This is a genomic window from Falsiroseomonas sp. HC035 (assembly GCF_050563525.1).
In the GTDB taxonomy this organism is placed as follows: domain Bacteria; phylum Pseudomonadota; class Alphaproteobacteria; order Acetobacterales; family Acetobacteraceae; genus Falsiroseomonas.
Genome location: NZ_JBNXUN010000032.1, coordinates 1 through 26,752, shown reverse-complemented (window position 1 = coordinate 26,752; position 26,752 = coordinate 1). Strand labels below are relative to the sequence as shown.

23 protein-coding genes and 2 pseudogenes are annotated in these 26,752 nt (G+C 67.6%); 11 read left to right on the top strand and 14 right to left on the bottom strand.

What is annotated here, in order from left to right:
* Positions 1 to 289 (bottom strand): annotated as a pseudogene (locus ACLF3G_RS28220) (transposase); the annotation flags it as partial.
* A gap of 74 nt (positions 290 to 363) precedes the next feature.
* Between ACLF3G_RS28220 and ACLF3G_RS28215 the strand changes: the two are divergent.
* Positions 364 to 1,203: pseudogene (locus ACLF3G_RS28215) on the top strand (IS110 family transposase); the annotation flags it as partial.
* A 111-nt stretch (positions 1,204 to 1,314) separates the two neighbouring features.
* Here ACLF3G_RS28215 and ACLF3G_RS28210 read toward each other — a convergent pair.
* From ACLF3G_RS28210 to ACLF3G_RS28195, 4 genes are all read right to left on the bottom strand, one after another.
* Positions 1,315 to 1,479 (bottom strand): hypothetical protein, encoded by a 165-nt coding sequence (locus tag ACLF3G_RS28210; protein WP_430672709.1) that lies wholly within the window; start codon positions 1,477 to 1,479, stop codon positions 1,315 to 1,317.
* Positions 1,480 to 1,490: 11 nt separating this feature from the next.
* Positions 1,491 to 1,865, bottom strand: coding sequence for a hypothetical protein (locus ACLF3G_RS28205; protein ID WP_430672708.1), 375 nt, complete (start codon positions 1,863 to 1,865; stop codon positions 1,491 to 1,493).
* A gap of 1,189 nt (positions 1,866 to 3,054) precedes the next feature.
* Positions 3,055 to 4,089 carry an IS110 family transposase gene (locus tag ACLF3G_RS28200; RefSeq protein WP_430672707.1) on the bottom strand — a complete coding sequence of 345 codons (1,035 nt, stop codon included), beginning with the start codon at positions 4,087 to 4,089 and terminating at the stop codon, positions 3,055 to 3,057.
* A 171-nt stretch (positions 4,090 to 4,260) separates the two neighbouring features.
* The gene (locus ACLF3G_RS28195) at positions 4,261 to 5,247 is read right to left on the bottom strand and encodes a Bug family tripartite tricarboxylate transporter substrate binding protein (RefSeq protein ID WP_430672706.1); all 987 of its coding nucleotides are present in this window, start codon (positions 5,245 to 5,247) and stop codon (positions 4,261 to 4,263) included.
* A 134-nt stretch (positions 5,248 to 5,381) separates the two neighbouring features.
* On the opposite strand from ACLF3G_RS28195, the gene ACLF3G_RS28190 reads away from it, so the two are divergent.
* Positions 5,382 to 6,359 carry an aldo/keto reductase gene (locus tag ACLF3G_RS28190; RefSeq protein ID WP_430672705.1) on the top strand — a complete coding sequence of 326 codons (978 nt, stop codon included), beginning with the start codon at positions 5,382 to 5,384 and terminating at the stop codon, positions 6,357 to 6,359.
* Positions 6,360 to 6,741: 382 nt separating this feature from the next.
* On the top strand, positions 6,742 to 8,091 hold the full coding sequence (locus tag ACLF3G_RS28185; RefSeq protein ID WP_430672704.1) for a hypothetical protein: 1,350 nt from the start codon (positions 6,742 to 6,744) through the stop codon (positions 8,089 to 8,091).
* Between the two features lie 572 nt (positions 8,092 to 8,663).
* Here ACLF3G_RS28185 and ACLF3G_RS28180 read toward each other — a convergent pair.
* The 4 genes from ACLF3G_RS28180 to ACLF3G_RS28165 form a co-directional block, all read right to left on the bottom strand.
* Positions 8,664 to 9,584, bottom strand: coding sequence for a hypothetical protein (locus ACLF3G_RS28180; protein ID WP_430672703.1), 921 nt, complete (start codon positions 9,582 to 9,584; stop codon positions 8,664 to 8,666).
* A 521-nt stretch (positions 9,585 to 10,105) separates the two neighbouring features.
* Positions 10,106 to 10,570, bottom strand: a complete 465-nt coding sequence (locus ACLF3G_RS28175; RefSeq protein ID WP_430672702.1) for a hypothetical protein — start codon at positions 10,568 to 10,570, stop codon at positions 10,106 to 10,108.
* A gap of 60 nt (positions 10,571 to 10,630) precedes the next feature.
* Positions 10,631 to 10,846 carry a hypothetical protein gene (locus ACLF3G_RS28170; RefSeq protein WP_430672701.1) on the bottom strand — a complete coding sequence of 72 codons (216 nt, stop codon included), beginning with the start codon at positions 10,844 to 10,846 and terminating at the stop codon, positions 10,631 to 10,633.
* A gap of 145 nt (positions 10,847 to 10,991) precedes the next feature.
* A complete protein-coding gene (locus ACLF3G_RS28165; RefSeq protein ID WP_430672700.1) occupies positions 10,992 to 11,897 on the bottom strand; it encodes a LysR substrate-binding domain-containing protein in 906 nt (301 codons plus the stop codon).
* A 77-nt stretch (positions 11,898 to 11,974) separates the two neighbouring features.
* On the opposite strand from ACLF3G_RS28165, the gene ACLF3G_RS28160 reads away from it, so the two are divergent.
* The 8 genes from ACLF3G_RS28160 to ACLF3G_RS28125 all read left to right on the top strand — a co-directional run bounded on the left by ACLF3G_RS28160 (position 11,975) and on the right by ACLF3G_RS28125 (position 22,559).
* Positions 11,975 to 13,624 (top strand): hydantoinase B/oxoprolinase family protein, encoded by a 1,650-nt coding sequence (locus tag ACLF3G_RS28160; protein WP_430672699.1) that lies wholly within the window; start codon positions 11,975 to 11,977, stop codon positions 13,622 to 13,624.
* 4 nt (positions 13,625 to 13,628) lie between these two features.
* Entirely contained in the window at positions 13,629 to 15,749 is a 2,121-nt protein-coding gene (locus ACLF3G_RS28155; RefSeq protein ID WP_430672698.1) for a hydantoinase/oxoprolinase family protein, read from the top strand.
* Between the two features lie 26 nt (positions 15,750 to 15,775).
* Positions 15,776 to 16,735 carry a branched-chain amino acid transaminase gene (locus tag ACLF3G_RS28150; RefSeq protein ID WP_430672697.1) on the top strand — a complete coding sequence of 320 codons (960 nt, stop codon included), beginning with the start codon at positions 15,776 to 15,778 and terminating at the stop codon, positions 16,733 to 16,735.
* An 11-nt stretch (positions 16,736 to 16,746) separates the two neighbouring features.
* Complete coding sequence (locus ACLF3G_RS28145) at positions 16,747 to 17,727, top strand: Bug family tripartite tricarboxylate transporter substrate binding protein (RefSeq protein WP_430672696.1); 981 nt, start codon at positions 16,747 to 16,749, stop codon at positions 17,725 to 17,727.
* Between the two features lie 43 nt (positions 17,728 to 17,770).
* Positions 17,771 to 18,745 (top strand): Bug family tripartite tricarboxylate transporter substrate binding protein, encoded by a 975-nt coding sequence (locus ACLF3G_RS28140; RefSeq protein WP_430672695.1) that lies wholly within the window; start codon positions 17,771 to 17,773, stop codon positions 18,743 to 18,745.
* Positions 18,742 to 20,421, top strand: coding sequence for a thiamine pyrophosphate-dependent enzyme (locus tag ACLF3G_RS28135; protein WP_430672694.1), 1,680 nt, complete (start codon positions 18,742 to 18,744; stop codon positions 20,419 to 20,421). Before ACLF3G_RS28140 ends, ACLF3G_RS28135 begins: the two co-directional genes overlap by 4 nt.
* A gap of 134 nt (positions 20,422 to 20,555) precedes the next feature.
* Positions 20,556 to 20,807 carry a hypothetical protein gene (locus ACLF3G_RS28130; protein WP_430672693.1) on the top strand — a complete coding sequence of 84 codons (252 nt, stop codon included), beginning with the start codon at positions 20,556 to 20,558 and terminating at the stop codon, positions 20,805 to 20,807.
* Between the two features lie 645 nt (positions 20,808 to 21,452).
* A complete protein-coding gene (locus ACLF3G_RS28125) occupies positions 21,453 to 22,559 on the top strand; it encodes an alpha/beta hydrolase (RefSeq protein WP_430672692.1) in 1,107 nt (368 codons plus the stop codon).
* Positions 22,560 to 22,658: 99 nt separating this feature from the next.
* Here the strand turns inward: ACLF3G_RS28125 and ACLF3G_RS28120 are convergent, their stop codons facing one another.
* The 5 genes from ACLF3G_RS28120 to ACLF3G_RS28100 form a co-directional block, all read right to left on the bottom strand.
* Positions 22,659 to 23,522, bottom strand: coding sequence for a KilA-N domain-containing protein (locus ACLF3G_RS28120; RefSeq protein WP_430672691.1), 864 nt, complete (start codon positions 23,520 to 23,522; stop codon positions 22,659 to 22,661).
* Positions 23,523 to 24,619: 1,097 nt separating this feature from the next.
* Positions 24,620 to 24,835: a hypothetical protein gene (locus ACLF3G_RS28115; RefSeq protein WP_430672690.1), complete on the bottom strand. Its 216-nt coding sequence runs from the start codon at positions 24,833 to 24,835 to the stop codon at positions 24,620 to 24,622.
* Entirely contained in the window at positions 24,835 to 25,002 is a 168-nt protein-coding gene (locus tag ACLF3G_RS28110) for a PRC-barrel domain-containing protein (protein WP_430672689.1), read from the bottom strand. Before ACLF3G_RS28110 ends, ACLF3G_RS28115 begins: the two co-directional genes overlap by 1 nt.
* 237 nt (positions 25,003 to 25,239) lie before the next feature.
* Entirely contained in the window at positions 25,240 to 25,479 is a 240-nt protein-coding gene (locus tag ACLF3G_RS28105; RefSeq protein WP_430672688.1) for a hypothetical protein, read from the bottom strand.
* 237 nt (positions 25,480 to 25,716) lie between these two features.
* Positions 25,717 to 26,752 (bottom strand): sensor histidine kinase (locus ACLF3G_RS28100; RefSeq protein ID WP_430672687.1); only part of this gene is annotated, 1,036 nt, incomplete at its 5' end.

The window sequence follows — 26,752 nt, the reverse complement described above, 5'->3', positions numbered from 1 at the left end:
GGCTGACCATCTCGCTGATCTCAGCGAGGTGCAGGTTCATCGCTGCGGTGTTGCACAACGGCAGGACCAGCGCCGCGCCCTTGCCCTCCTTGGGGCAGACGGCGCCGAAGATGTAGACCGACGTATAGCGCTGATCCTGCGGCGCCGCGGGCCTGGTTCCGCGCCGCGCCCAGCGGCGGGTGATGCCGTTCTTCTGGCCGACGCGGGCTTCGTCGGCGAACCAGATCTCTATCGCGTCGCGGCCGAGGTCCTGCTCGCGCGCGATGCCCGCCAGCGTGGCGGGGAAGTTTATGGGATGGCCCGCCCCTCCACTCCGCAGCGGTAAGCTGAGGGGGCAACCGGAGGGAAGTGGGAGCGAGGACGATGGCGATCGCGGTACTCGGGATAGACCTGGGCAAGAACAGCTGCAGCCTGGTGGGGCTCGATGTGGACGGGCGTGTGGTGCTGCGCCGGCGCCTGCTGCGGCCGAGCGTGGTCAAGCTTGCGGCTGAGTTGCCGGCCTGCATGGTGGCGATGGAAGCCTGCTGCGGGGCGCACCACCTGGGCCGCGTGCTGCAGAAACAGGGTCATCAGGTCCGGCTGATGTCGCCGGAGTACGTGCGACCCTACGTCAAGTCGCAGAAGAATGATGACCGCGACGCCGAGGCGATCGCGGAGGCTGCAACGCAGCCCACGATGCGGTTCGTCGAGCTGAAGAGCGAGGCCCAGCTCGACATGCAGAGCCTGCATCGCGCGCGGGACCGGCTGGTCGGCGAGCGGACGGCCCTGATCAATCAGCTGCGCGCCTTCCTGCTGGAGCGCGGCATCACGGTGCCGAAGGGACGCCGCAAGCTGGAGCTGTTCCTTGCAGAGCAGGAGGCCGGCGGTCTGGACGGCTTCAGCACTCGGACCCGATTGTTGATCGAGGACATGCGGGCCGAGTGGGGCGAGCTCGACCGGCGCATCGCCGCCTTCGACGATGAGTTCGCCGCACAGGCGCGCACCGACGAGACCGCCCGGCTGTTGACTTCGGTCCCCGGCATTGGGCCGCTGACTGCGACGGCGATGGTCGCCGCCATCGGCAACGCCGCCACGTTCGGGCGCGGTCGGGACCTGGCCGCCTGGCTCGGGTTGGTGCCGAAGCAGTCGACAACCGGCGGCAAGCCAAAGCTGCTGGGGATCAACAAGCGAGGGAATGTCTACCTGCTGTCAACGGCGGAGCAAAACCAGGCCAGCGTGGCGGAGTAAAACAAGGCCACTGGCGGCATCGCGGCGGCGGACGTGACCGGCCCCCGATCGGGGGTCGGTCACGTCCGCGGCTGGCTTGCTTGGGTGTCAGCCCGGCAGGATCTCGCCGGTATCCTGGTCGATCTGCTCGCCGGCAGCGGCTTCGCCTTGCACCGTCTTCGTCGGCGGGCGCCGGCGAGCGGCGGACTGGGCCAGGCGGTAGCTCTCGCCGTTCATGGTCAGGATGTGGACGTGGTGGGTGAGCCTGTCCAACAAGGCGCCGGTCAAAACCGCGCCTGGCGGATCCGCCGTTCGACCAGGCGCCGCTCGCGGTCGATCAACTCCAGCTCGAGCACCCTAACATGGTCGCCGGCCGCGCCGCCCTGCCCCGGCTGCTGGCCGACTTTGTCGGGTATGATTTTTGCGTTCAGTGGCCCTCGCCGTCCTGCCCATTCCGGCGCTTCCCGGCAGCGTCCATCGTCGAAGTCCGGCCGAGCATTACGTGGGTGAGGCGCTGAACCGGCTGCGATGCCGGGTGTGCGACCAGCCGAGAGATCGTCCTGCTGGCGCGGGATACCTTGAGCGGCGGCGCAGAGAGCCTCGCGCTCCGGATCGAGGCGGATAGCTGGCGACCGCTCCGGTAAGCGGCCCTGCATCAAGATTGTCTGCGATTACGCCTTAATGCATATCAGCGAGGTCCATACCGGCGGGGGTCGGCCGATTCGGACGGCAGCGCGGGGCGGGTCGAGGCTGTGGCCCAGCCTCCTCGCTCCGCGCCGCTCCTCCGCTGACGCAGACAAGAAAGGCCCCGGCGGACAGCGCCAGGGCCAGTTTCAGGGTGCTTCAGGATAGAGCTTTAGCGCCCTCGGCGGCGCGCGGTTCAGATTGGATCCGAGCGCGGCCTGACCATATCGAGGAGGTCCCCGGCCGGCGCGAGATCGCCAGCTCTGGATCGCAGCGAGGGTTGGCAGGCTTGTTCCCTCTGATCCTCGCTGCGTCGTCCGGCTCTGTTTGGTGCAAAACAATCGCGGCCGGAACTCCTCCTCCTCGCCGGCGTGGTCACGCCTGGTCGCCGTCAGCCGCGTCGAGGGCGGGAGGAGCGTGGAAGCTTTCGTGCTTCGCCGTCTGGCCTCCAGCCTTGCCAGCCCTGCGGCGGCACGAGCCTCCAGCCAAGCTCTAAGAGAGCCTGCGCAGCCTCGCGCGTTTGGGGATCGAGGTCGCGGGAGCCATCGGCAAATCCCAAAGCCTTCGCCACATGATCCCAAGTCTTACAGCCCATATTGGGGAGACGAAGTGCTTCTCTTCTGTGATGCGGTCTAAGGTCACTCAGGCGCTTAAGTCCCAAGCCTGCGACCATCAATGCTATACGTGTAGATGATCTACCGAAGCCCCTTTTCTGCAAATTAACCGCCAGCCTGACGATGCGGTCTTGGTACTCTGATTTTCCGCTCATCTCGCCGGCTCCAGCATTTAGCGGGCGGAGCAAATCTAAACCGAGCTGGTTTCAGTTTATTACACTCATTCTACTTGTTACCTGCTAAACTATTCTCGCGTATAGGTTGACGATCTGAGTGACCTTGTGTGGACGGCCCCCTTCGACGCAAGGGCTGAGTGGCGATCTGGCGCCGCGGTCGGGTGCGGTCATGTGTCCGGCCTGTTAATGCGGCGCATGACCGCTGGCCCTGATGCAATCCGCAGCCTGGCTCCCAATCAGTTTGGCGCGCTTGGGGCGCGAGTCACTCAACGGGTTCTGCCGGGCCTCGGGTTCGACCGATGTGCCATCACGCCACCTTTGCCCTCACGCGCCCGCCGCTCGCGGCGATCTCCGGCGGGAAGCTCTTGCGATCCTCAGGCCACGGCGGGCCGCGCAGCGCTGCGTTGCGGGTCGTAGCTGCCGCCGTACGCCAGCAGCGCCCGGACGATCCGCGCCGCCTTATTGGCCTGCGCGACGGCGGCGACCATGGTCGGACGTCGCGCGATCAGGCTGGCGAGCCAGCCTTCGCCTGCCTTGGTGCGGTTGTGGCGGATGACGGTCGAGGCGCCGAGCACCAGAAGGCGGCGCAGGTATCGATCTCCCGCTTTCGAGATACCGCCCTGGCGGGGCTTGCCGCCCGTGCTGTTTTGCTTCGGCACGAGCCCGATCCAGGCGGCGAAGTGGCGCGCAGAGGCGAAATTCGACACCTCCCCCACGGTGGCCACGAGCGCCGAGGCGGTGATCGGACCGATGCCGGGCACCGTGGCCAGGCGGCGGCTGGCTTCGGTGCCCTTGTGCCACACCAGGATCGCCGCCTCGATCTCGTCCGCCCGTCGCTCTATGGCTTCGATCTCGTCCGCGAGCCCGAGCAGCGCCTCCTTCGCGAGCGATGGCAGGCCCGCCATACCCTGCCCGCGTAGGGCGGCCAGAAGCTCGCTCACCCCGCCCACCCCCTGCCGCGCCACGATACCAAACTCCGCCATGTGCCCGCGCAGCGCGTTCACCAGCATGGTGCGCTGGCAGACCAACAGGTCGCGCGTGCGGTGCAGAACCAGCACCGCCTGCTGCTCGGGCGTCTTGACCGGCACGAAGCGCATCGTCGGCCGCGTCACCGCCTCGCAGATCGCCTCGGCATCGGCGGCGTCAGTCTTGCCGCGCTTGACGTAGGGCTTCACATAGGCCGCTGGGATCAGCCGCACCTCGTGGCCCAGCGCCCGGATCTCGCGCGCCCAGTGGTGCGCCGTGCCGCACGCCTCGATACCGACCACGCAGGGCGGCAGGACGCGGAAGAAGTCCAGCACCTCACTGCGGCCCAGCTTACGCCGCAGCGCCGCACGGCCAGCAGCGTCAACTCCATGCGCCTGGAACACGCGCTTGGCGATGTCCAGGCCGATCGTGGTAATCTCCATAGCGGACGGCTCCTCTGCTCACAGCCTTCAACAGCCGCGAGCCTTGCACATTGATGCCGCTCAGGGGCCGTCCACCGCATCAGTGTTGGTCGTCAAGCACTTTGAACGTGCCATGGCGCGGCTTAAGGATGATGGCGTTGAGGCTTGCGGCGCAGGGGCCGGCCCTCGGAATCAGGCCGGCTTCAGGCCGGCAAGGTCGGCGGCGCGCCGAGCATTCTCCAACTCCGTGCGAAGGAACGCTGCGAAGCCATCCGGTGTGCGCTGTTCCTCGCTCCCCATCACGGCGCCCAGTTCGACGATGCGCGTCTGCACCTCCGGTTCCGCAAGCGTCGCTTGCAGGGCCGCGGCCAGATGTGCAACCACGCCGGGCGGCGTCGCTGCCGGTGCGACCAGCCCTCCATAGCTGCCGGCTGTGAAGCCGGCCAAGCCAGATTCGATGAAGGTCGGCACATCCGGTATCAAGGGCGCGCGTTGCGGCGTCGCGATGGCAACGATGCGCGCCTTGCCGTCTCGATGCAGCGGCAGGGCCGAGGGTAGTTCGACGAAACCCGCATCCACGGTGCCGCTGATCAGATCCGGAACCATGGCGCTACCACCGCGGTAGGGCACGTGCTGCACCCGGACATTCGCCGCGGCCATCATCAACTCCAGCGCCAGATGCGCGGCGCTGCCATTGCCCGGCGTGGCGATAGTGACTGCACCGGGCCGCGACCGCAGGATTGCGAGGAATTCGTTCAGTGTCCGCGCCGGAATGCGCGGGCCGACTTGGCAGATCATCGGCAGGATGCCGACCAGTCCGATCGGCTTGAAGTCACGCTCGACATCATAGGATAGCCGCGCCTGCAGCACCGGGTTGGCGGTCAGCGGCCCGCCGGCGCCGAACAGCAGGGTATAGCCATCGGGCGTCGCACGGGCGACCAGCTCGGCACCAATGCTGCCGCCTGCACCCGCGCGATTTTCGATGACCATGCTGCCGCCTAGGCGCTCGCCCATGCGGCTGGCCAGGATGCGGGCGAGGATGTCTGTGTTTCCACCAGCGGTGAACGGTACGATGACGCGGATCGGCCGGTCCGGATAGGCCGCCGCGGCGGCACGTGGCAGCACCGAGGCGAGGATGGGCACGATGGCGCTCTGCAGCAGCAGCCGACGTCCTGACATGGGGAATCCTCCGGTTCGGCGTCTTCGTCCGATCACGACAGGGTTACACCCGCGATATGATCCTGCAAGCCGGATCAGCTTGCCGCACCGCCGGGCATGGACCAGCATCGTCATGACAAAAAAGGAAACGAGGCATGCAGCAGCGGCGTCTGGGGCGAACCGGCATATCGGTCTCAGTGCTCGGCTATGGGTGCGGCGCGATCGGCGGGTTGATGGTGCATGGTACTGCAGCCGAGCAGGAACAGGCGATCGGGCGCGCACTGGATTACGGCATCACCTATTTCGATACGGCGACGGCCTATGGCGACGGTGCTTCGGAGACCAATCTGGGCCGCGCGCTGCGGTCGCTGCGTGCCAGTCCCACCGTCGGCACCAAGGTGCGAATCTATCCCGCGCAGCGTGCCGACATCGCCGGCACCATCGTGACCTCGCTGGAGGGCAGCCTTGCCAGGCTGGGCCGCGACAGCGTCGACCTGCTGCAACTGCATAACCCGATCACCAAGGCCGGCGAGGCTCCGGCCTTCACCGTGGAGCAGGTCCTGAACGAGGCGGTGCCAGCCCTGCGGAGGCTGCGCGACCAGGGCAAGATCCGCTGGTACGGCATCACGGGCCTCGGCGATGCTCCGGCGCTGCGCCAAGTTATGGAAGAGGGCGGCATCGCCACGGCGCAGATGCCCTACAACCTGCTGAACACGAGCGGAGTCGTGCCAGCCACTAAGGGAACCTCCATGCCGGATCTGGGGCAGGTCATCGCCCATGCGGCGGCGGCGGATATCGGGGTGCTGGCAATCCGCATCCTGGCTGGCGGGGCGCTTAGCGGCAGCGAGGCGCGCGGCACCTACGCATCCGCGACCCTGCAGCCGATCGGCTCCGGCGCCAGCTATGCCGACGACGTCGCCAGCGCCCGGCGGTTGCAGCCGCTGATCGATGCGGGGCATGCGGCGGATCTGGTGGAACTCGCGCTGCGCTTTGCGATCGGGCCGGAGGAGATCAGCAGTGCGCTGATCGGCACCACGAGCCTTGCCGAGCTGGACCACGCCGTGGCCAGCGTGAACAAGGGGAAGCTGCCGGCCGAGACTCTGACCTTGCTGGAGATGTCGGGCCGCAGCTGAGCGCGACGATTGCATTGAAAGCGCTGGCGGATGTGGAGCTTCGAGATCTGGCGGTCTGACACCAGCCTCCAGGTCTGGCGCGCCGGACGGTGCGGCGATGGGGTTCCTCGCGCCCGGACCTGCAGTGTCCTGCCAGGAGCCAGGCTGTTGGCGCCGCAGGGGTGCCGCCTCTCCCGCACACTGCGAAGGCCGAAAAGCCGCGGGAATAAGGTGCGGGAATAACGGTTGCCGAAATGAGCGCAGGGACTGCCGCTGGTCGATGACGGGCATCAGGGACGTGGATGCTCTTCTTTTTGCCGCCCCGGTCGATGCCCGCCAGACGTCATCGCCCTTTGCAGCAGGAGCGCCATGTTCCCTCCATAGGGTAGGAGCCGAATGTGAGGTGACCATGCCTGCTGGAACCAAGCCCACGGACCGTCCCGACGACGCTCTCCTGGCCGAGGTGGCCAAGGCCCTCGACCAAACCGCCATCCCTCACAGGGCCGGCGCCTCCAGGGCGGCCTGCGCGGCGGCCGTGCTGCGGGGCGATGCCGCGCCGGTCGGTGGCGAGGCCGGGCGCGCCCGCCTCGCCCATCTGGCGCTGCGGATGCTGGCGCAGCCGGAGGCGGCCTTTGGGCCGGGTGGGGTGGCCCGCTTCCTATGGCAACAGCATGACCATCTGCGGGAAGCTCCGCTCGACCTCGTGCGCACCGTGGCGGGCGCGGAGCAGGTACGCCGGCTGGGGGAGCTGGAGCCTCCGCTGGGGCGGCCGGACCCGGCCCGGGTCGAGGTCGCGGCGCAGCTGGACGACCTCACGGCCGAGGAGGCCTTTGCCGCCTATGCGGCGGGCCATATCGGCAGCCCGCAGGTGATGGCCATCATCGGCCTGCGCAGCCTCTACGGCATCATGACGGCGCTGACGCAGCGCGACCTCAGGCTGCCTGCCAAACCCAGCCCGGTGGGACCCGGTCGCGATGACCGCGACCTGCTCTGGGAGAACATGAGCCGTCGCGAGGATCCCGCTCTCATGGCCGGGGACGCCGAGTATTATCATCATCGCCCGGTGCCGCTCCACGGGCCGGACCTGGATGGGGCCTGGCCCTCGGAGGTGCCGGACGATGCCGGCAGCCTGATGGCCCTGGACAGCGTCGCGGCCGCCTTGGATGCCGAGGTCACGCAGCAGCTGGCACAGGCGGATCGCGCCGCGGCGGCAGCTGCCGGGCTGCGGGGCGATGCGGCGGCGGTTGGCGGCGAGGAGGCCCGGGCGCGGCTTGTCGGCTGGAGCCTGCTGCTGATGCGGCGCCTGGAGCAGGAGCGGGCCGAGGGGACGGCGATGATCCTGCTCCAGCCGCTGCGTGAGGCGGGTGGGCCCTACGCCTTCGCTGATTGGGGCGAGGGAGCCCTGGAGCTGGCGCGCACGGCGGAGGGTGCCGCGCGGGTTGAGCGCTGGCTGACGCCGGATGAGGGCACGCCCGTGATCATGGCGTTGGGGACGACCCTGCGCCCGGGTGTGGAGACCGAGCAGGCCTTCGTCGCCTACGCCGAAGGGCGCATCGACAGCCGGCGCTTGATGGAGGTCACCGGGCTCGACCGGTTCATCGACGTGTGGGGCCAGTTGTACATGCGCGGGCTGCGGCTGCCCTTCGCACCCACTCCCGTGGGTTCAGGACGCGATGACCGTGATCTGCTGTGGGAGAGCATGACGGCAGGGGGCTCACATCCGACAGCCCGGCCTGCCGGCCCCGCGTCATAGCCAGGGCAGCCAGGGAGGCGGCTCGTGAATGGACCGCAGGAGGTACGGAAGACGCCGCAGGCGGCGGTGCCGGTACCACTGGGTCAGGGCGCGCAAGTGCACAGAGAAGGCGCCGGCAGTTGCACCGGGCCAAGGCGGTTCCGTGATCCTGGTCGAACAGTAGGGGAGTGGGGCGGCCGTGGCGTCAGTCAACGAAGTTGGACCGTCCAGACGCAGTACGAAACAATATAAAACAATGAGTTAGTTCTGTCGGCGCTCCGAGGCTCTGGATAAACAATGCGAGAGGCGTTCGATGGCCCTCTGCCGGAGGGCCCGTCGGAGAGCGGCGAAGCCGTCAATGAGCACCTCGCAGCGCGTGCCGGACCTGGCCTGCACCTGAGCTGCGATCTGGCGGGTCGCATAGGACCATCGCCAGCCAAGCGGTTGGGCGCCGAGGGCGCTGTGAGGGAATTCTCCATCGGCGTGTGGACAGGTCCGGAAGCGACGATGGGGATGCGCCTGGAGCCAAATCCAGTTGGCCTTGGAAGCGGCTTCCAGGGCGTCTTCGGGGAAGGCAGGGGGCTTCATCAAGGTCATGGTCGTTCCTCTAATTTCGGAACTCGGTCAGGGCTGCGCGGGGGTTTTTTCCCGCGCCAGGGCACGGCCAGCGCCCCTCCCGGGCCTATCGGGAAAGCGGCCTCCAGACGGCGCGACAGCGCATCCAGGCGAGCACGTGCGACCAACAGCGGCCGGGCAGGGGCTCTTGTCGCGGGCGGCAGCATGAGGCGGGGGGCAGGAGCCTCAGCGGGCTTCCTGGATGGCGTGAGGGCAGGCTCAGGCACCACCTCAAAGGCGGCGACCGCGCATTCCAGTTCCTGCTCCAATGCATCGCGCCCGCCCTCGATCGGCACCAGGGCAATGGACCAGCGGCGGGCACCCGGCCTTCGGTAGCGCGCGACCGTTTGGCATTTAAAGCGGCCATCCGCCTTATAAGTACCTCTCATAAGCGATGTGGCCGCTTTGAAATCCCAGTCGGCCAGGTTTCGCCTCGCGGTCCGCTCGCTCTCCCACCGGTCGGGCCGAGCCGTGACCATGTCCTCCGGCGCCAGGGGCAGCGCCCGGAGGAAGAGGGCGGCTTCGGCCGTCGCCGCCGCCAGCCGGGATGGCCGGTATTCCTCCCAGGTCGGGTTCTCATGGACGGTCAGGGGAAGGGCGAGGGCGGCCAGCACCACCACCCGCACCGGCCTGGTAGCGGTCCGCCGCACGCCGCGAGACCGGCCGATAGCCTGCAGGACGGCCCCCTCGCTCACGCTCCGCCGGACAGCCTCAACCAGGGGGTCAGGGTGGCGTGGCTGGCGGGTGACGGCGCGGCCGGTGCCGTCTGCCATGCGGAGCGCCGATGTCGTGACATCGAGCGGCGCGCGCCCGAGGGAAGCGAACGGCGGCTGGTCTATCTCAGCCCCCGCGGCCTTGAGGTCGCCCAGGTGATTTTCGGTTGCCTGCAGCGGCTTCATACTGACTGGGCCCAGCATGTCGGGCCGGACCGGTTCGAGGCGTTCGTCGACGTGCTGAGGGAGTCGTCCGCAAAGGCGCGGGAGGAGGAAGCACGGGAGGATGCCCCTGGCGCTCCTCAGGAGCGCTGACAGAGGGTGGCTCTTCATCCCCACCACCCGGCGAAGCCTCCCCTCCCCGCGTGCGACTCCCATCCGCTTTGCTGCGCCGGATCACGTCCGCACCCCTCGGTGATGCGCCGACGCTAAACCTGCGGTCCGGTCCCTGCCCCAGCGTCGGGCCTGCTGCCGCCGATACCCTGAGCCGCACATGCGGCTTCCGCCTCGCTGATCAGGGCGTTGAGGTCGGCGACGATCCGCCGTGCCTGGCCGCGCAGCCTTTGGTCGGCGATGGCCTCGGCGCTGCGACGCCCGTGCTTCCACGTCGCCTTCCGGCAGCGCTCCAGACCCTCCGGCGTTCGCGCCCCGGGCTGAGGTCTGGCTTGGGGCGGGAGAGGGTCGCTCACTTTCGACCCCCCCCCGCTTCACCGTGCCCGCGACCACCGCCTGCCCGCCATCCCGACCGTGATGTACTGCACCGTGACGGTCTGCCGGCCACCGTTCCGCAGCCGCTCCACGGTCAGCATGCCGCGTTGCGAGCATTCGAGTGCCCGCGTCGCCCCTCTCACCATCCGGACCGCCTCGATGCTCTGCATCTGCTGTCGCTCCTCAGGCGCTCCGGGCGTCATCAGCGCCATGAAACGACGCGCCTTGGCCAGCATCTCCATGCCGACCGCCTGCATCGCCGCAATCTGGTGGACGAGGTTGCGCTCCATCGTGGTCTGCGCGCCGATGCTTTCCCCCATCTCCAGGGCCAGTGTGAGCGCCGGATTGGAAACCGCGGCCGTCAGCATCATCCGTTGCTCGCTGGCCTCGGCGGCCAGCATGTCGGGGGGCTGCTGCACAGCCTTCTGGAACGCGTCCGGTCCGAACTCCGGCGCCGGCGCCACCACCACCTCGCCGCTGTTGCCCTCGACCAGGGGAGCCCCGGCGGCGAGCAGCGGATCGCATTAGCGGTCCGACTGACGCTCGAGGTAGGCGGCGTCATGATCCTCGCGGTCCGCGCCGGTCGCGTCGCCACCATCCCGCATCTGGCGAGCGCGCTGGCGCCGCGTGGTGGCTGTCGCCCTCAGCACACGGGAGAACACACCGCTGCCGTCGCGGATGGGCTTGCCAGCCAGGCGGGGCAGGTTGGGATCATGTGGAATGTCCGGATCGTCGCTCACGCCTGACCACTCCTCGTCCTACAGGGCCTAGAGTAGAATTTTCAGGAAAAGACATCCACCTTAATGCCTGTTTTCGTTAACGATTTCGTCAGCACGCGCTGCAGATCTTCAAAGGTCCCGCACTACAAAATCGATTGTGTTGAGCTCATACACATTGATCAAGGCTCTGCCGTAACCAAGCCGTAAAGGCCTGGACAGGCGAGCGTCGCGAGGCGGCCTCTGTCATTACAGCGTAATATCCTGTTCCATCATCGAAGGTGGAGGCGAAAGGCTGCACGAGCGAGCCTGTGACCAGGGCGTCGGCAACCAGACTTCCCCAGGTTATCGCCACGCCTTGCGCGGCTTCAGCGCTCGCCAATGCGAGCGCGGTCTCGCTGAAGCGCGGACCACGTTCGGCGATGCCGGGATCAAGATCCGCCGCCTCGAGCCAGTTCCGCCAGTAGGGCCGCTCGGCGTAATGCAGCAGGACCGACCCAGCGAGGAACGCGCCAGGCTGCATTGCCTGGGCGGTCTTACCCCAAAGTGCCGGAGCGCAAACGGGAAACATCACCTCCCGTGTCAGCGGCTGCACCACATGCCCTGGCCAGTCCCCGTTGCCGGCGCGGATCGCCACGTCGACATCGGCGCCATGCAACTGCGCGAAATATCGGTGCGTCTCCAGTCGCAGCTCAATCCAGGGATGCCGCATCACGAAGTCGCCGATGCGCGGTGCCAGCACGCGCATGGCGAAGGTGCGCGCCGCGTTCACTGCCAGCGTGGTACGGGTCCGCGGCTGGCCGATCCGCGCCAGCCCGGCCTCGAGTTGGTCGAGGCCGCGACGCACGTAGTCCGCGAGCAGGTCGCCTGCCTCGGTCAGCGACAGGCCGCGCGGCCCTCGGACGAAAAGACGTTCCCGCAGCCGTTCCTCCAGAAGCTTGATCTGCCTGCTGACGGCCCCCTGGGTAATACCGAGTTCCGCTGCCGCCCGGCCCATGTTCAGGTGCCGGGCGGAGGCATCGAAGACGCGCAGCGCCTGTAGAGGAAGATTGGCCACGCCTTGAGTCAGGCTCATGGCTCGCGACGTTAATTGGCCATACCAGAACTGCCAAGGCCGTGCCCTACTCGCCGGAACAGTGAGAAGGCCATTGGATGAAGCCGGGCGCGAGGTTTGACCCTGTCACCCTCCAGATCCTCTGGGGCCGGCTGATCTCGACGGCAGACGAGGCCGCCGCGGCGCTGCTGCGAACCTCCTTCTCCACCATTGTCCGAGAGTCGAACGATTTCGCCACCGTGCTGATGGACGCCAAGGGCAACAGCCTGGCCGAGAACTCCATCGGCATCCCGTCCTTCGTCGGCCTGCTGCCGCGCACGCTGCGCCACATGCTGGCCGACATCCCGCTGGAGGAATTGCGGCCGGGCGACTGCCTCATCACCAATGACCCCTGGATGGGCACCGGTCACTTGCTCGACATCACCATGGCCGCTCCAATCTTTCACAGGGGCAGGCTGGTGGGCTTCTCCGGTGCCACCTCGCACATGCCGGACATGGGCGGCGCACCATGGTCCGCGGACTGCCAGGAGATCTACGAGGAAGGCCTGCGCATCCACCCGACGAAGTTCCTCATTGAGGGGCAGGAGAACCGGGAGGTCGTGCGCTTCATCCGCGGTAACGTTCGCGTCGCCGACCAGGTGATGGGCGACATCTACGCCCAGGTCACCGCGCAGACCGTCTGCGCGCGCCGCCTCTGCGAATTCCTGGACGACACCGGCCTCGCGGACCTCACCGAATTGTCGGCGACTCTGCAGGACCGTGCCGACCGCGCAATGCGCAAGGCCATCGCCGCCCTGCCCGACGGCACCTGGCGCGCCACCACCTTCGCCGATGGCTACGAGGACCAGGAGACGCGCATCGAGTGCGCCGTCACGGTGGAGGGCGACGCGCTCAGCGTCGACTATGCCGGCACCTCGCCGCAGATCATGCGCGGGCTGAACTCCGTGATGAACTACACCTACGCCTACACGGTCTATCCACTGAAATGCGCTCTGGATCCGCTGACCCCGCGCAATGAGGGGTCCTACCGCGCGGTACGGGTGACGGCGCCGGAAGGCAGCATCCTGAACCCCGTACACCCCGCCCCCTGCAACGCGCGGCACCTCACCGGCCTGTTCCTCAGCGGGGCCGTGTACCAGTGCATAGCCGGGATCGTGCCGGACAAGGTGATTGCGGACAGTTCCTCGCCAAGTCCGCGGCCCGTCTATACCGGGCGCGACCGGCATGGCGACCGCTTCAACCAAGTGTTGTTCGGTAGCGGCGGCATGGGCGCCAGTGCCGGCGCCGACGGGCTGAACACCACGGCGTTCCCAACCAATTCCGGCTCCGGCAGCATCGAGGCCTTCGAAGCCAGCGCACCGATCATCGTCTGGAAGAAGGACCTGCTGCCAGATAGCGGCGGCGCCGGCACCCATCGCGGCGGCTTGGGCCAGGAGATCGAGCTTGAGGTGATGACGGAGGAGCCCGTGCGCCTATCCCTCATCTCCGACCGCATGCGGCACCCGGCCGAGGGCCTGGCGGGCGGCGCGGCCGGTGCGCCGGCCCTGGTGAGGTTGCAGGATGGCCGCCACCCGCATCCGAAATCGCGCAGCATCTTGCAACCCGGTGAGCGGCTGCACATGCATCTCGGCGGCGGGGGCGGCCACGGGCCGCCATCCGGGCGCGACCCGGCGGCGCTGCGCCGGGACATCGAGGCCGGCTACGTAACGCCCGAGGGTGCCCGCCGCGACTATGGGCCGGAGGCCTAACCCGATGGACGCCAAGGCACCACGAATCCGCATCGGCGTCGACGTCGGCGGCACATTCACCGACTTCGTCTTGGTGGACCCGGCGCGGCAGCTCGTTCTGACCGGCAAGCGACTGACCACACCGGACGACCCCGGCCGCGCCATCCTCGATGGGCTGGCGCGCCTTCTTCACGAAGCAGGCGCGGAGCCGGCATCGGTCCAGGGCCTCGTCCACGGCACCACCCTCGTCACCAACACCGTGATTGAGCGCAAGGGCGCGCGGATCGGCCTGATCACCACGCGCGGGTTCCGCGACAGCCTCGAGATGGGCCGGGAGATGCGCTACGACCTGTACGACCTGTTCCTCGAGAAGCCCGAGCCGCTGGTGCCGCGCCAGCGCCGGCTTCCGGTGACGGAGCGGGTCGATGCCCAGGGACGCACCCTCCTGCCGCTGGCGGAGCAGGAGGTCCGCGACGCAGCCCAGCATCTGCTCATGGCAGGTGTCGAGGCGGTCGCCGTCTGCCTGCTACACTGCTACCTTGATCCAACCCACGAACGCCGCGTCCGCACGATCCTGGCCGAAGAGATGCCGGGTATTCCCGTGACCCTTTCCTCCGACGTGGCGCCCGAGATCCGTGAATACGAACGCGCCAACACCGCCTGCGTGAACGCCTACGTGCAACCGCTGATGGACCGCTACCTCGGCGAGCTGGAGGCGGAGCTGCAACGCCGTGGCTTCAACGCCCCGCTGCACATCATGCTGTCGGGCGGCGGCATCACCACGGTTCGCGCGGCCCGCGCCCAGCCGGTCCACGTCATTGAATCCGGGCCGGCCGCGGGCGCGACCGCTGCTATGCATTTTGGCCGCATCGCCGGCATTGCGGACATGATTTCCTTCGACATGGGCGGTACCACCGCGAAGATGTGCCTGATCGAGAAGGGCGAAGCGGAACACGCTTCGACCTTCGAGGCGGCTCGCGTCCGCCGGTTCCGCAAGGGCTCCGGCCTGCCGCTGAAGGTGCCGGTGATCGACCTTATTGAAATCGGCGCCGGCGGCGGCTCCATCGCCTCGATCAGCGATATGGGGCTGCTGACGGTCGGGCCGGAAAGCGCCGGCTCGATGCCCGGCCCGGTCTGCTACGGACGTGGCGGCACGCGCCCAACGGTGACGGACGCGGACCTCCTGCTTGGCTACCTCTCGCCCGATTACTTCCTGGGTGGCGAGATGGGGCTGGACTACGCTGCTGTGGAACGCGCGGTGGCGCGGGAACTGGCCGATCCGCTCGGCCTGTCCGTGCTGGAGGCGGCCGCCGGCATCCACAGCATCGTCAACGAGAACATGGCCGCGGCAACGCGGATGTATGTCGCGGAGAAGGGGCGCGACCCCCGACGTTATGCCATGCTCGCCTTTGGCGGCGCCGGCCCGGTGCACGCCTACGGCCTGGCGAAGCTCCTCAAGCTGTCCTCCATCCTCGTGCCGCAGGGCGCAGGCGTCGCCTCCGCCCTCGGTTTCCTCGTCGCCGCGCCGGCCGTGGATCTGGTTCGCAGCGGCGTGCAGCGCCTTGGCATCGTCGACTGGGCGCAGGTGGCGGCCCGGTTCGCGGAGATGGAAGCGGAGGCGCAGACGATGCTGGAGGAAGCCGGCGCGGCACCGGGCGATGTCGCGTTCCGCCGCAGCGCGGACATGCGCTACGCCGGCCAGGGTTTCGACATCAGCGTGCCGCTTCCCGACGGGATCGACGCGGATGTCGTAGAGCGGGCCTTCCTCGACACCTACCACCGCCTGTTCGACCGCCGTATCCCGGGTGTGCCAATGGAGGTGCTGAGTTGGCGCCTGCACGCCACCGCATCCCGGCCCGAGATTCCCGGCAGAATGGGCGGCCCTGCCAAGGCACCAGACGCGCTGAAGGGCCGCCGCCCCGTCTGGTTTGCCGAAACCGGCTTGGCGCCCTGCGCCGTCTACGACCGCTATGCCCTCGTGGCGGGCCAGCGCATCCAGGGCCCCGCCGTGGTGGAGGAGCGCGAGTCGACGGTGGTGATCGGCCCCGATGCTGCCTTCACGCTTGACCGTTACGGCAACCTGGTAATCGAAATCGACCACGCCGCCTACGCCACGGACGAAGTCGACGCGGAAGCGGCGGAGTGAACAACCGTCCGGAAGGAAACCAGCCAATGTCCAAATCCTCCGATTTCGCCTGGCTCGACGGCAAGCTGGTGCCCTGGAAGGACGCCACCATGCACATCTCGACCGAATGCGTGCTGCGCGGCGAAAACGTCTTCGAGGGTGAGCGGGCCTACTGGAGCGAGCAGGACCAGGAACTTTACATGTTCCGCCATGCCGATCACATCCGGCGGCTACGCCAGGGTGCGCGCATCATGCGCATGACCATCCCCTATTCGGATGCGGAAATCGAGACCGCCTGCATCGATCTGATCCGCGCCTGCCGATACCGGGGCAGCGTGCATTTTCGACCGGTGGTCTATTTCGCTGAAGGCGAGCTGACGCACTACCTGCCAGACGAGATCCGGACTGGCATGTTCATCCTGGCATTCAGCAAGCCGTCCATCCCGGCGCTGAAAACCGGCGTGAAATCGTGCGTCAGCACCTGGCAGCGCAACGGTGATCTCAGCGCGCCTTCCCGCGTCAAGTCGGGCGCAAACTACCATAACTCGCGGCTCGCCTACATTGAGGCGCGGCTGAACGGCTTCGGCCCGCCGGTCATGCTGAACAATGCTGGCAAGGTGGCGGAGGGGCCGGGGTCCTGCATCATGATGGTTCGCCATGGGCGCCTCGTCACGCCGCCCATCACGGCCGACATCCTCGAGAGCATCACCCGTGACACGCTGATCGAGCTGGCGCGCGAGGAACTTGGGCTGGAAGTCGTCGAGCGCGACGTGAATCGGTCCGAACTCTATGTTTGCGACGAAGCCTTCTTCTGCGGCAGCGGGGCCGAGGTGCTACCAATCGCGTCGATCGACCACTACGACATCGGTGACGGCACGCCCGGCTCGGTGACGCGGCGGCTGCAAGATCTGTACTTCGAGGTCGTGTCCGGTCGGCATGCAAAGTACCAGCACTGGCTCACGCCAGTCTATGCCGGCGCAACCGCGCAGGCGAGCGCAGCAGAATGAAGGAGAACGGCATGCGTCATCCCGTCCCGCGGCGCTCACTGCTCGCCGTGACGATCCCGCTGCTCGCGGCGCCGGCGATGCTGCGTGCGCAGCCCGTTACGCGGGAGGTGCGCCTGGTCGTCGGCTTCTCCGCTGGCGGCAGCGTCGATGCGCTGGCCCGCATCGTTGCCCAGCACCTGCCCAGCCAGATCGGCCGCCCGGTGGTGGTCGAGAACCGCACCGGCGCCGGCGGCTTCATTGGTCTGCAGGCGGTGGCCAATGCGCCGCCGGACGGACACGTCCTGGCCATCGCATCGGGCTTCAACCTCGCCGTCTCGCCGGTCCTGCCGGGCATCACCATGCCCATCAATCCGGATCGCGACCTGACGCCGATCTGCGGCGTCGGACGCGGAGCCATGGTGCTGTGCGCGCGACCCAACGCGCCCTTCGCCACCATGGCGGAACTGGTCGCGCATGCGTCCCGGCCCGGCACGAGGCTGACCTGCGGCCATGGTGGCGCCGGCTCCTCGCCGCACCTGATGGCGGCGCGCATGGCCCAGCAAGCCGGGATCAACCTCGACTTCGTCGCCTATCGCGGCGGTGCGCCGGCCCTGCTTGACCTGATGGCGGGACGCATCGACCTCTACTTCGCGCTGCTGCCGGAGGCCCTGCAGCACATCCGCGCCGGCGGCATGCGCGGCCTTGCAGTCGCGACGGCAGCGCCCCATCCCACACTGCCCGACCTGCCTACCATGACCTCGACACTGCCCGGGCTGGTCGGCGGAAGCTGGTGGGGGCTGGCCGGCCCGGCGGGGTTGTCGCCGGAATGGGTCTCCTACTGGACCCGCGAGATGCAGACGGTGCTCGAGACCCCGGCGGTAAAGGAGCGCTTGGCGACCTCGCTGATCGACCGCGATACGCCTGACACGGCCGCCTATCGCCAGGAAATTGTCACCGAGCGCCGCATCTGGGCCGAGGTCATCACCAAGGCCGGAATACGCGTGGAAAGCTGACACCTCACGCGCGCGGCAAGCCAGGGAAGCAGGAGAACATCGCATGGCATTGCGCCCTACACGGCGGCAGCTTCTGGCTGCCGCCGCTGCCATGGCGGCCCGGCCCGCCGCCGCGCAGGCGGACTGGCCGTCTCGTCCGATCCGCCTCGTGGTGCCATTCGCGCCCGGCGGCACGACGGATGTCATGGCAAGGCTGCTGGCCGAAAGCATAGGTCCGCGTCTGGGTCAGAGCATCATCGTGGAAAACCGCGCGGGTGCTGGCGCGACCGTGGGCGCGGCGGCCGTCGCCCGTGCCGCGCCGGATGGCTACACGCTGCTGATGTCCAACAGCAGCTCGCACGGCGTGTCGCCGACGCTGTATCCGAACATCCCCTACGACTCCATAGGCGACTTCACCCACATCGGCCTGGTTGCCACCAGTCCCAGCGTCCTGGTCGTCACCGCCGTGCACCCTGCGCGCACCTTACGAGACTTCCTTGATCTGGCGCGCGAACAGCGGGAGATCCGCTTTGCCGTTGCGGGTATCGGCACCTCCTCGCATCTGGCGGGCGTGCGGCTGGGCATGGCGCTGGGCGTGCCGATCACCGCTGTTCCCTATCGCGGCGCCGGCCCGGCGATGACGGATACCATCGCCGGCGTGGTGCCCGCCATGCTGGACAGCCTCCCCTCTGCTGCCCAGCATTTCCGCAATGGCTCAGTGCGCGCCCTCGGCGTCACCGCGGCCAGCCGCGTGCCCGCCTATGCCAACCTGCCTACAATGCGGGAGGCAGGGGTTGATCTGATCAGCATGGCCTGGTTTGGCGTCTCCGCTCCCCGGGACCTGCCGCGCGACATCTCATTGCGGATCGCCACTGCCATCCAGGCCACCCTGCGCGATCCGCGGATCATTGAACGGTTCGCCGACCTGCTCGGCACGCCACCACCGGAAATGGCGCCAGACGCCTATGCAGCCTTCGTCGAGGAGGAAATCCGGAACTTCGCACCCCTGGTTCGCCAGGCCGGCCTGCAACCCTCATGACAACCCGCACAGTGGGCCGTCTGCTTGCGGAAAGCCTCGTCGCACATGGCGCCGACCTGCTGTTCTGCGTGCCCGGCGAAAGCTTTCTGGGCCTGACCGACGCGCTGTCCGATCTGCCGGCGCTGCGCCTCGTGGTGTGCCGGCATGAGGGCGGCGCCGCCTACATGGCCTGCGCCGACGGCCGGATGCGCGACGGGCGCGCGGGGCTCTGCCTCGTTTCGCGCGGCCCAGGCGTCGCCAATGCGATGATCGGCCTGCACACCGCCTTCCACGACGCGGTGCCGATGGTGCTGCTGGTAGGTCAAGTGGAACGGCGCGACCGCGGGCGGGGTGCACTACAGGAACAGGATTACGGCCGCCTCCTCGCCGACGTGACGAAGGCAGTGATCCCCGTAGATTTGCCCTCGCAGGCCTCGGAAGCGATCGCCCGGGCGTACCACTTGTCGGAAAGCGGCACTCCCGGCCCCGTCGCGGTGATTCTTCCGGAGGATCTGCTCGATGATCCGGCCGATGAAGTGCCCCTTGCCGCACCACGACTGCGCGCTGTTCCTGGTCCGGCTTTGGCGCAGGTGGAGGACTTAGCGGCGCGGATTGCTGCTGCGCAGCGGCCGCTGGTGCTGGTCGGCAGCGCGATGGACGGGCCGCCGGCCGCGCTGGACCGGTTGCGCCTGCTGGCGGAGCGCTGGGGCCTCGCGGTCGCGCCAACCCATCGACGCCCGCACCTGTTCGACAGTCATCACCCGAACTACGCCGGCTATGTCGGCAACCGTGTACAGCCGCGTCTTCTAGCAGCGATGCGAGAAGCCGACCTGATGGTGGCGTTGGGAGAAAGGCTGGGCGATGTGGTCAGCCAGTCCTACACCTTCCCGGCGGCGCCGGATCCGCAATTGCCATTGGTGCATGTCTGGCCCGACCCGTCGGAAATCAACCGAGTTTTCCGAGCAGACTTGCCGATGGCCTGTGATCCGCATGGCTTGGTGGAGGCCCTGCTGGCGCGTGACCCGCCGCCCATGCCGCCCGGTCGCGCCAGCTGGATCTCGCGGCTTCACGCCATCCATCGCAAATTGACGGCGCCGGCGTGGGAGCCCGCGCCGGACGGCGTAAACTTTGCCGCTGTCTGCATCGCGATCGCTGATCGCATGGCACCAAATGCCATACTGACTACCGATGCCGGCAACTTCACCTCCTTCGTCCATCGCCACATCCCTTTCCGACCTGGGCAGATCTTCCTCGGCTCCGCCGTCGGTGGCATGGGCGTCGCCGTACCGATGGCGGTCGCGGCGTGCCTTCGTCACCCGGGGCGTCAGGTGATCGCCGTGGTGGGTGACGGCGGCGCATTGATGACTGGAAATGAGATTGCAACCGCAATGCTCACAGGGGCTGCGCCCGTCCTCATCGTCGCCGACAACGGCACCTATGGCTCCATCGGGATGCATCACGAGAACCGCTATCCCGGCAGGCCCTTCGCGGCGGCGGCAGATCTGCGGAATCCGGATTTCGCAGCTTGGGCACGGGCTTTTGGTGCGGAGGGGCTTACGATATCCGACGAGGATGACATCGCACCGGTAATGGACGCGGCACTTCGTCCTGGGCGTAAGCTGCCTGCGGTTGTGCATGTGCGCGCCTCCGCCCTGCAGGTCACGGCTTGGCGGCGGAGGCTCCATTCTGGAGAATGAGCTGCGCTGCTCATCATCGTCATGAAGTTCAAAGACCAGAGGTCCGCGTGAGGCGGTGACCCGCCTCACAATGTGCTGGTCCGAGGGTTGCGCGGGATGGTCCTGCGCAGAGCCTCAGGCACAGGAGGCGGGCCGTGGCGGAGGATATCAGCTTCATCGGGCTGGACGTGCACAAGGCGACGATTGCGGTGGCGGTGGCCGACGAGGGCCGACACGGGGAGGTGCGGTTCCTCGGCGAGGTTCAGAACGACTTGGCGCCGCTCGACCGGCTGGTGGCAAAGTTTGGGAAGGGTGGGCGTAGCCGGCGGTTTTGCTACTCGGCCGTGCCCCGCGGCGCCGCGCGAGCACCAACGCCTGGAAGGCGCGGAACCTGGTCATGTGGCTGAAGTGCAGCAGGTAGCCGCCGCGGTTCAGCTCGATGTGGCACGCCGCGCAGATCAGCCAGCCATGGTCGGGCCGGTTCAGACCGTGATGGACGAAGTGGTCGAACTCGGCATCGGCTACCTGGCGCCCGGTGTTCACCTGCCCTCTCTCGGCCCGCAGCAGCACGATGCCGTGAAACAGCCGCATCATCCGGCCGACACCGCCGGCACTGGCTGCGCAGCGGCGGCGCATGGGACTGCACCCTCAGCCGCGAAGGCCTTGATGTCCTCCAGGCGACATCGATCTTTAGGTAGGAGGGCTCCAGCCGCGCCAGACGCTGGAGGGTTCGGTTGCGTCCGAACCGACCAAGACTACTCCCCGTCTGGCGGGCTGACCTTGCGTTTCGCCCCGTATGCACCGGGACCTGTCCGGCCTGGGCCGGATCCCAGCGCACCCCCGCGGCCCCAGCAGAAGAGCCCGGAATAATTGCACATCGGTAGACCACTAGGCGCGTTGCGTAAATCAGCGATGCGTCGATGTTTTAGACAGCAAGGCCTGCCTCAGTAGCGGATACCCTGTAGCGCGTTGGAAATAAACGGGACCGACCGCCGGCACGCTTCCTGCACTTCCTCTCGACCCTGGCAACTCCAAGACCAGGGGATCCCAAAATGGACGCGCGCCTCCATACCAAGACTCTACCTGAAGTATCCACGCGCATCGCGCGCAGCATCGCCTCTTGGTGGCAAGTCTTTGGCCCGGCTCGCAGAAAACGCAGGGTCGTTTCATGCAACTGCACTGGTTATGGCTTGCTTCTGCTGACCATGGGTCTGCTGGCCGGCTGCGGCTCCACCGCCATCAGCCAGGCCGAGGATGCCGAGCTGACCATCCAGCGCGATGTGGTGTTCGACCCCACGAACGACCTGAAGCTCGACGTCTTCCGGCCCAACGACCAAGCGACGGACCGGCCAATCATTACCTTCTTCTTTGGCGGTTTCTGGCAGTTCGGCGGTAAGGACGAGATCCAGAACCAGATGCTGGCCATTCGCCTCGCCCGCCGCGGTGCCATCGTCATTCTGCCGGACTACCGCCTGTACCCGGCGGTCCGCTTCCCCGGCTTTATCGAGGACGGCGCCAGGGCCGTCGTCTGGGCGCGCGACCACGCCGCCGAACTCGGCGGCAGCCCGGACCGCATCTTCGTCGCCGGCCACTCCGCCGGCGCCTACATCGCCGCGATGCTGGCCACCGATGGCCGCTATCTGGCAGCCCATGGCATGAGCAACGCGCGGCTCGGCGGCGCGATTGGCTTGGCTGGCCCCTACGGCTCCTGGTTCACCACCAACGTCACCCTAGGCTCGATCTTCACCCGGGCCACGCCGGCGGAGGTCCTGCCCGAGACCTTCGTGAGCCCCGACACGCCCCCGATGCTACTGTTGAGCGGCGGCGCCGACATGCTCACCCGCCCCAGCGACTCCCAGACACTGGCAGAGCAGGTCCGCCGCGCGGGTGGCCGAGCGGAGGCGCGAATCTACCCCCTCATTGGCCATGTCGGCATCATGATGCTCACGCCCTGGCTGCCCAGCATGGCGCCAGTGGTGGACGACGTGATCCGCTTCGTCCGCGCGCAGTCCCCTACCCGCCTCGTCATCACCGCCCGGCCCGGCCCTCGAACCGGCGCCCTGGTGGCCTACCCACCAATGCCGCCCGCTCCGCAGGCCGGCGCCTCCAGCCCGAAGCGCTCGTCAGCTTCGTCCGACAACGGTGGGCACGGCTCCTGACGCAGCACGGGCAGGCCTGGAACGCGAAGAGCTCCATGATCTCGTGGTGAGATCATGGAGCTCTGGGCGCCCTCTGCTGGGGAGGGCTGGGATGGGCGGCTACTCCGCCGCGCCGACGTGGCGCATGCGGCCGCGGCGGCGCTGCGCGAGCACCAACGCCTGGAAGGCGCGGAACCTCGGCAGGCGGCTGAAGTGCATCAGGTAGCCGCCGTGGGTCAGATCGCCGTGGCATGCCGCGCAGATCAGCCAGCCATACTCCGGCCGGTTCAGGCCGCGATGGAAGAAGTGGTCGAACTCGGCACCGGCCACCGGCCGGCCCGCCTCGGTGAGAACGGGTGCGTCGCCGCAGCAGGGGCACTGACCACCATAGGGCTCGGCCGCCACCGTGCGCAGGATCGTCTCCTGGCTCAGGCCCGAGAACTTCCGCCGGGTGCCGAGCACCAGGTCCTGCGCCGAGAGCGTCAGGAACATCAGGTCGGCAGCATGCCGGTCGAGGACATCGAGGATGTCGAGCCGGCGATGCAGCCGTTGGAACTGCTGGTTGAGATGCGCCCGCAGCGGGTCATCGCCCACGGCGGGTGCCTCCCCCGGCCGCTGCATGGCGGCGCGGAGGACGGTGTTGCACCAGAGGTGGAACGGCGGCGAGAGGTAGCGGGCGTAGGTCAGCGCGAGCTGCCAGTGCGCCCAGGTACCGCCCTGATTGCCGCGGACGGTGGCGACGAGGCCATCGCTGTCGAGGTGGCAAATGCCGGCGAGGCCGGCATTTGGCGCGAACAGGTCGTTAGCGTCGTTCCGGTGGGTGCCTGCATGGGTGCGGAAGCGCCCGGTCTCCTCGAGGACGAGCCAGTCGGAGGGGCGCCGGTTCGGTGGCCGGTCTGCGGCCTGCCACATGTCGGTCAGGTTCAGCATGGCGCCACGCAGGCGGATGCGGCTGCCCTGGTAGCTGATGGTGGTGGTGGTCATGCGATCTCCAACACTGGGTTCGGCCTTGCTCAAGGGGCCGCGACGGTCGGCTTGAGAGCTGCCGAGACCAGCTGAAGAGGGCGGAGACGGGTGGGGAGGCGGCAGACGGAGGTTCAGCCCGGCCGCCGCCGTGGCGGACTGTAGCGCGACAATCTGTGTGCGAACAGCGCGACAATCAGGATGAGAGTCTGGTGTCGCGGCGGCGGGATGATTGTCGCGCAGCAGCGGACCCTGGAGGGCCTGCTGCGGGGCTGTCGGGCTGAACCCAGGTTGCTGTGGTGGTGACGGGCGGGCAACGGCCCACGTAAAGTCGCGTCGTGCGCGGCGGACCGGCGCCCCCTCCCCGGCTGTGATTTGGGGCGGCGCCGGGTAACCCTGTTGTCGGCACCCTCCGTGCCACCGCTGGCAGGGGATGGTTCGCAGAAGCGGCCGGCTCATTGCCGGATGCGCGGTGCCGGGCACGGGCGGCGTCAAGGTGACGCGGCCGGTATCCGCCGGGTGGGATTACAGGGGTGGCGAGAGGCCAGCGCCCCCTCCCCTGCCGAAGCAGGAGCGGCGCCGGATGGCCAGTGGCCTCGTTGCCAGACCTTGGCTAGGTCCAGCGCCTGGCCGGCTCAGACGGCTCCACCCCAAAGCTGAACAGGTTGCAGTCGGAGAAGCGACAAGGTCGCGGAGCCAGGCGGGGTCGTGCCTCTCGTGCACCATACATGGCGATGCCAGCATTCATTTTCAAGAATGAAATGAAATGCGGCGTGCATTAAACGACGGATCCGGCATTGCGCCCCGCATTCATGGCCGGCCCATCGCCTACGTGGCGGCGTTCCCCTTGGCCAACCGCCAGCGTTGATGATCGAACGCGCGATGAGATCCACATCTGCATTTGTCGTCGGCCAGCCGATCACCGACAGGCGCATCACCCACCGCCCTTGCCATCCCGCTGCACCTGCAAGATCACCTCTCGCGGCTGGCCGACGCCACCGCGCGCAATCACGAGGTGGAGACATCCCCAGTCGTTGCCTTCGTCCTCACCGCCGTCTTCTTGTACGGCGCGGCTTCAGGCGGAATGAAACAAGCTCTGGCTGCCTAGGTCGGCCAGGTCAAATGCCGTCGGGCAAACCGTAGTAGTCCGAGACACGGCGACCATAGGTCGGATCTCCCCACGGGGTGTCGTCGCGGGTGTAACTCGGCGCTTGTTCCAGCTGACCTCGTGTCACGTTGACCACATAGCCGCCAAGCCGCGTGTCGTAGGTGAGCGATTTCCAGGGGAGAGGGTGATACCGCTCACCAATGCCAAGGAACCCACCGAAACTCATCACGGCATACGCACCTGGCCAGAGATCTTGTCGATCATGACGTCGTAGACCGACCCGAGACTTTCTCCAGCTTTGTTATAGACGGCCGTCCCATTCACCTTGCTGGCTGCGATGAGGTTGCTCGTCTCGCCGGTAGCCACTCCACTGGTGCCTCTGGTGCTCGACATGGCGTCCTCCAATGGCGACAGGCAGTAGTAACGCCTGCCTTCTCCACAGAGTTCTGTTCTGTGCCATGTCAAGATCGGGCGCCGGCTTCAAGGCACCGCCCTGGCGGCCTGACCTACACCAGACAGCCTCGGCAAACCCGCGGTCACACCGAGGGAGTTCCTGCCCTGCAGCATATGATGCCGTCGAAGCTGCGCGTCGCCCGTGCACCACGTCTGAACGTAGGCGCCGGTTGCCCCTCAAGGGCGCGTGCTCGCCCAATTGATCTCAGTCAAGTCCGGGGTGCAGCGGGCGGGGATATAAGAGGCCTCGGCGCCACCGGCGTCGTTGAAATAGGTATCGAGGGGCACGGCGTGGTGGCTGAATTTGAGGCGGCATTCGATGTTCCGGACGGGCACTCGCTGAAGCTGGTCCGAGTCCTGCTGCGCGCACGTCGCGGCGCGGTCCGCGAATGGGAGCATGAGCAGTACGACCAGCATGGCCGTCTGGTCGCCGTCTATGAAAGCTGGCCGAGCGGATGCGCCTCACCTGCCGGACGACAAGGCGGCGCGCATGGGAGAGGCGGGTTTGTGAAGTACGCGCCGGATGGCTGGATACTCGGCCGGTCCGACACCGCGCCATTGCCATCTCAACAACGCGCTGAAGGTCCTTGGCGGCTTCGCCGAGCAGCTTGACCGTCAGGCTGCTTCGCACCGGCGGGACGTGCGCCCGTGCATCTACACCGGCGCGTCGTAGGTGCCCGGCGCGCTGACCGGAAACCGTATTGTCGAAATCGTGCCTGACGGCTTGGCACGTGAAGTCTCGATGCCGCCACCCAGTTGCGCAGCAAGCGCCCGCACCAGCCGCCGCCCCATGCCGCCCTGCTTCGTCGGTGTATGGCTGTCGTCAGTGGGTTTCTGCGGCATGCCAATGCCGTCGTCAGCCACGACCAGCAGATAATCCGAGCCACTGCTGCGGAGGGTGACACGGATCGCCCCCTCCCGGTCATCCGGGAAGGCATGCTTGAGGGCGTTGGTGACGAGTTCGTTGGCGATCAGGCCGACGGCGCCAGCCCGGTTGACCGAGAGCATGTGCTGCTCCGCCTCGATGAACAGCCCCACGGGGCGAAGATAGGCGGTGCTGGAACGCAGATCGGCAATCAGGTCTTCGAGAAACACCCGCACATCCACCAGCACATGGCCGTCGCGGCGAGCCAGACGGTCATGCATATGCGCGACCACCCGCACCCGCTCCGCCGCAGCACGCAGAGCCTCGCCGACCTCGGGAGCGGCGCTGGCAGCCTGCATCATCAGGGTGGCAGTAATGCGCTGAAGGTCATTCTTGGTCCGGTGGCCGAACTCGACCAGCAGGAGGTCGAGGTCGTGCCAAGCTGCCTTGGCGCGGGCGAGGGCGGCCTTGTCGTCCCGCTGCGCTCGATCGGCACGGACATAGGCCCTTTGCAGCGCCTCAGCCGTGAACGCGATGAAGCACCCGGTGAGCAGGAACAGGATCGCATCGATGGTGTCGGCTGAGGTCGGCAGCGCGAACTGAAATTGTGGTTCGATAAAGAAGTAGATCGCGAGCCCGGCGCTCATCGCTACGGCAATCAAGCCGCTCCCCCGGCCGAGGAACACCGAGGCCAGGATGACGGCCGGAAAGAATGACAGGAAGGGATTTGCCTGCGCCGGAGGGAAGACCACGCCGTGCAGCGCGAAAGCGATTAGCACCAGGGCGGCGCCTCCGCTCCATCGGATCGCCGTCGGCAGCGCCCTT

Coding starts and splice junctions, on each gene's coding strand:
- ACLF3G_RS28200 (WP_430672707.1), bottom strand. CDS start 4,089: ATGGAGATTACCACGATCGGCCTGGACATCGCCAAGCGCGTGTTCCAG.
- ACLF3G_RS28195 (WP_430672706.1), bottom strand. CDS start 5,247: ATGTCAGGACGTCGGCTGCTGCTGCAGAGCGCCATCGTGCCCATCCTC.
- ACLF3G_RS28190 (WP_430672705.1), top strand. CDS start 5,382: ATGCAGCAGCGGCGTCTGGGGCGAACCGGCATATCGGTCTCAGTGCTC.
- ACLF3G_RS28180 (WP_430672703.1), bottom strand. CDS start 9,584: ATGAAGCCGCTGCAGGCAACCGAAAATCACCTGGGCGACCTCAAGGCC.
- ACLF3G_RS28165 (WP_430672700.1), bottom strand. CDS start 11,897: ATGAGCCTGACTCAAGGCGTGGCCAATCTTCCTCTACAGGCGCTGCGC.
- ACLF3G_RS28160 (WP_430672699.1), top strand. CDS start 11,975: ATGAAGCCGGGCGCGAGGTTTGACCCTGTCACCCTCCAGATCCTCTGG.
- ACLF3G_RS28155 (WP_430672698.1), top strand. CDS start 13,629: ATGGACGCCAAGGCACCACGAATCCGCATCGGCGTCGACGTCGGCGGC.
- ACLF3G_RS28150 (WP_430672697.1), top strand. CDS start 15,776: ATGTCCAAATCCTCCGATTTCGCCTGGCTCGACGGCAAGCTGGTGCCC.
- ACLF3G_RS28145 (WP_430672696.1), top strand. CDS start 16,747: ATGCGTCATCCCGTCCCGCGGCGCTCACTGCTCGCCGTGACGATCCCG.
- ACLF3G_RS28140 (WP_430672695.1), top strand. CDS start 17,771: ATGGCATTGCGCCCTACACGGCGGCAGCTTCTGGCTGCCGCCGCTGCC.
- ACLF3G_RS28135 (WP_430672694.1), top strand. CDS start 18,742: ATGACAACCCGCACAGTGGGCCGTCTGCTTGCGGAAAGCCTCGTCGCA.
- ACLF3G_RS28125 (WP_430672692.1), top strand. CDS start 21,453: ATGGACGCGCGCCTCCATACCAAGACTCTACCTGAAGTATCCACGCGC.
- ACLF3G_RS28120 (WP_430672691.1), bottom strand. CDS start 23,522: ATGACCACCACCACCATCAGCTACCAGGGCAGCCGCATCCGCCTGCGT.
- ACLF3G_RS28115 (WP_430672690.1), bottom strand. CDS start 24,835: ATGAGTTTCGGTGGGTTCCTTGGCATTGGTGAGCGGTATCACCCTCTC.
- ACLF3G_RS28110 (WP_430672689.1), bottom strand. CDS start 25,002: ATGTCGAGCACCAGAGGCACCAGTGGAGTGGCTACCGGCGAGACGAGC.
- ACLF3G_RS28105 (WP_430672688.1), bottom strand. CDS start 25,479: ATGCTGGTCGTACTGCTCATGCTCCCATTCGCGGACCGCGCCGCGACG.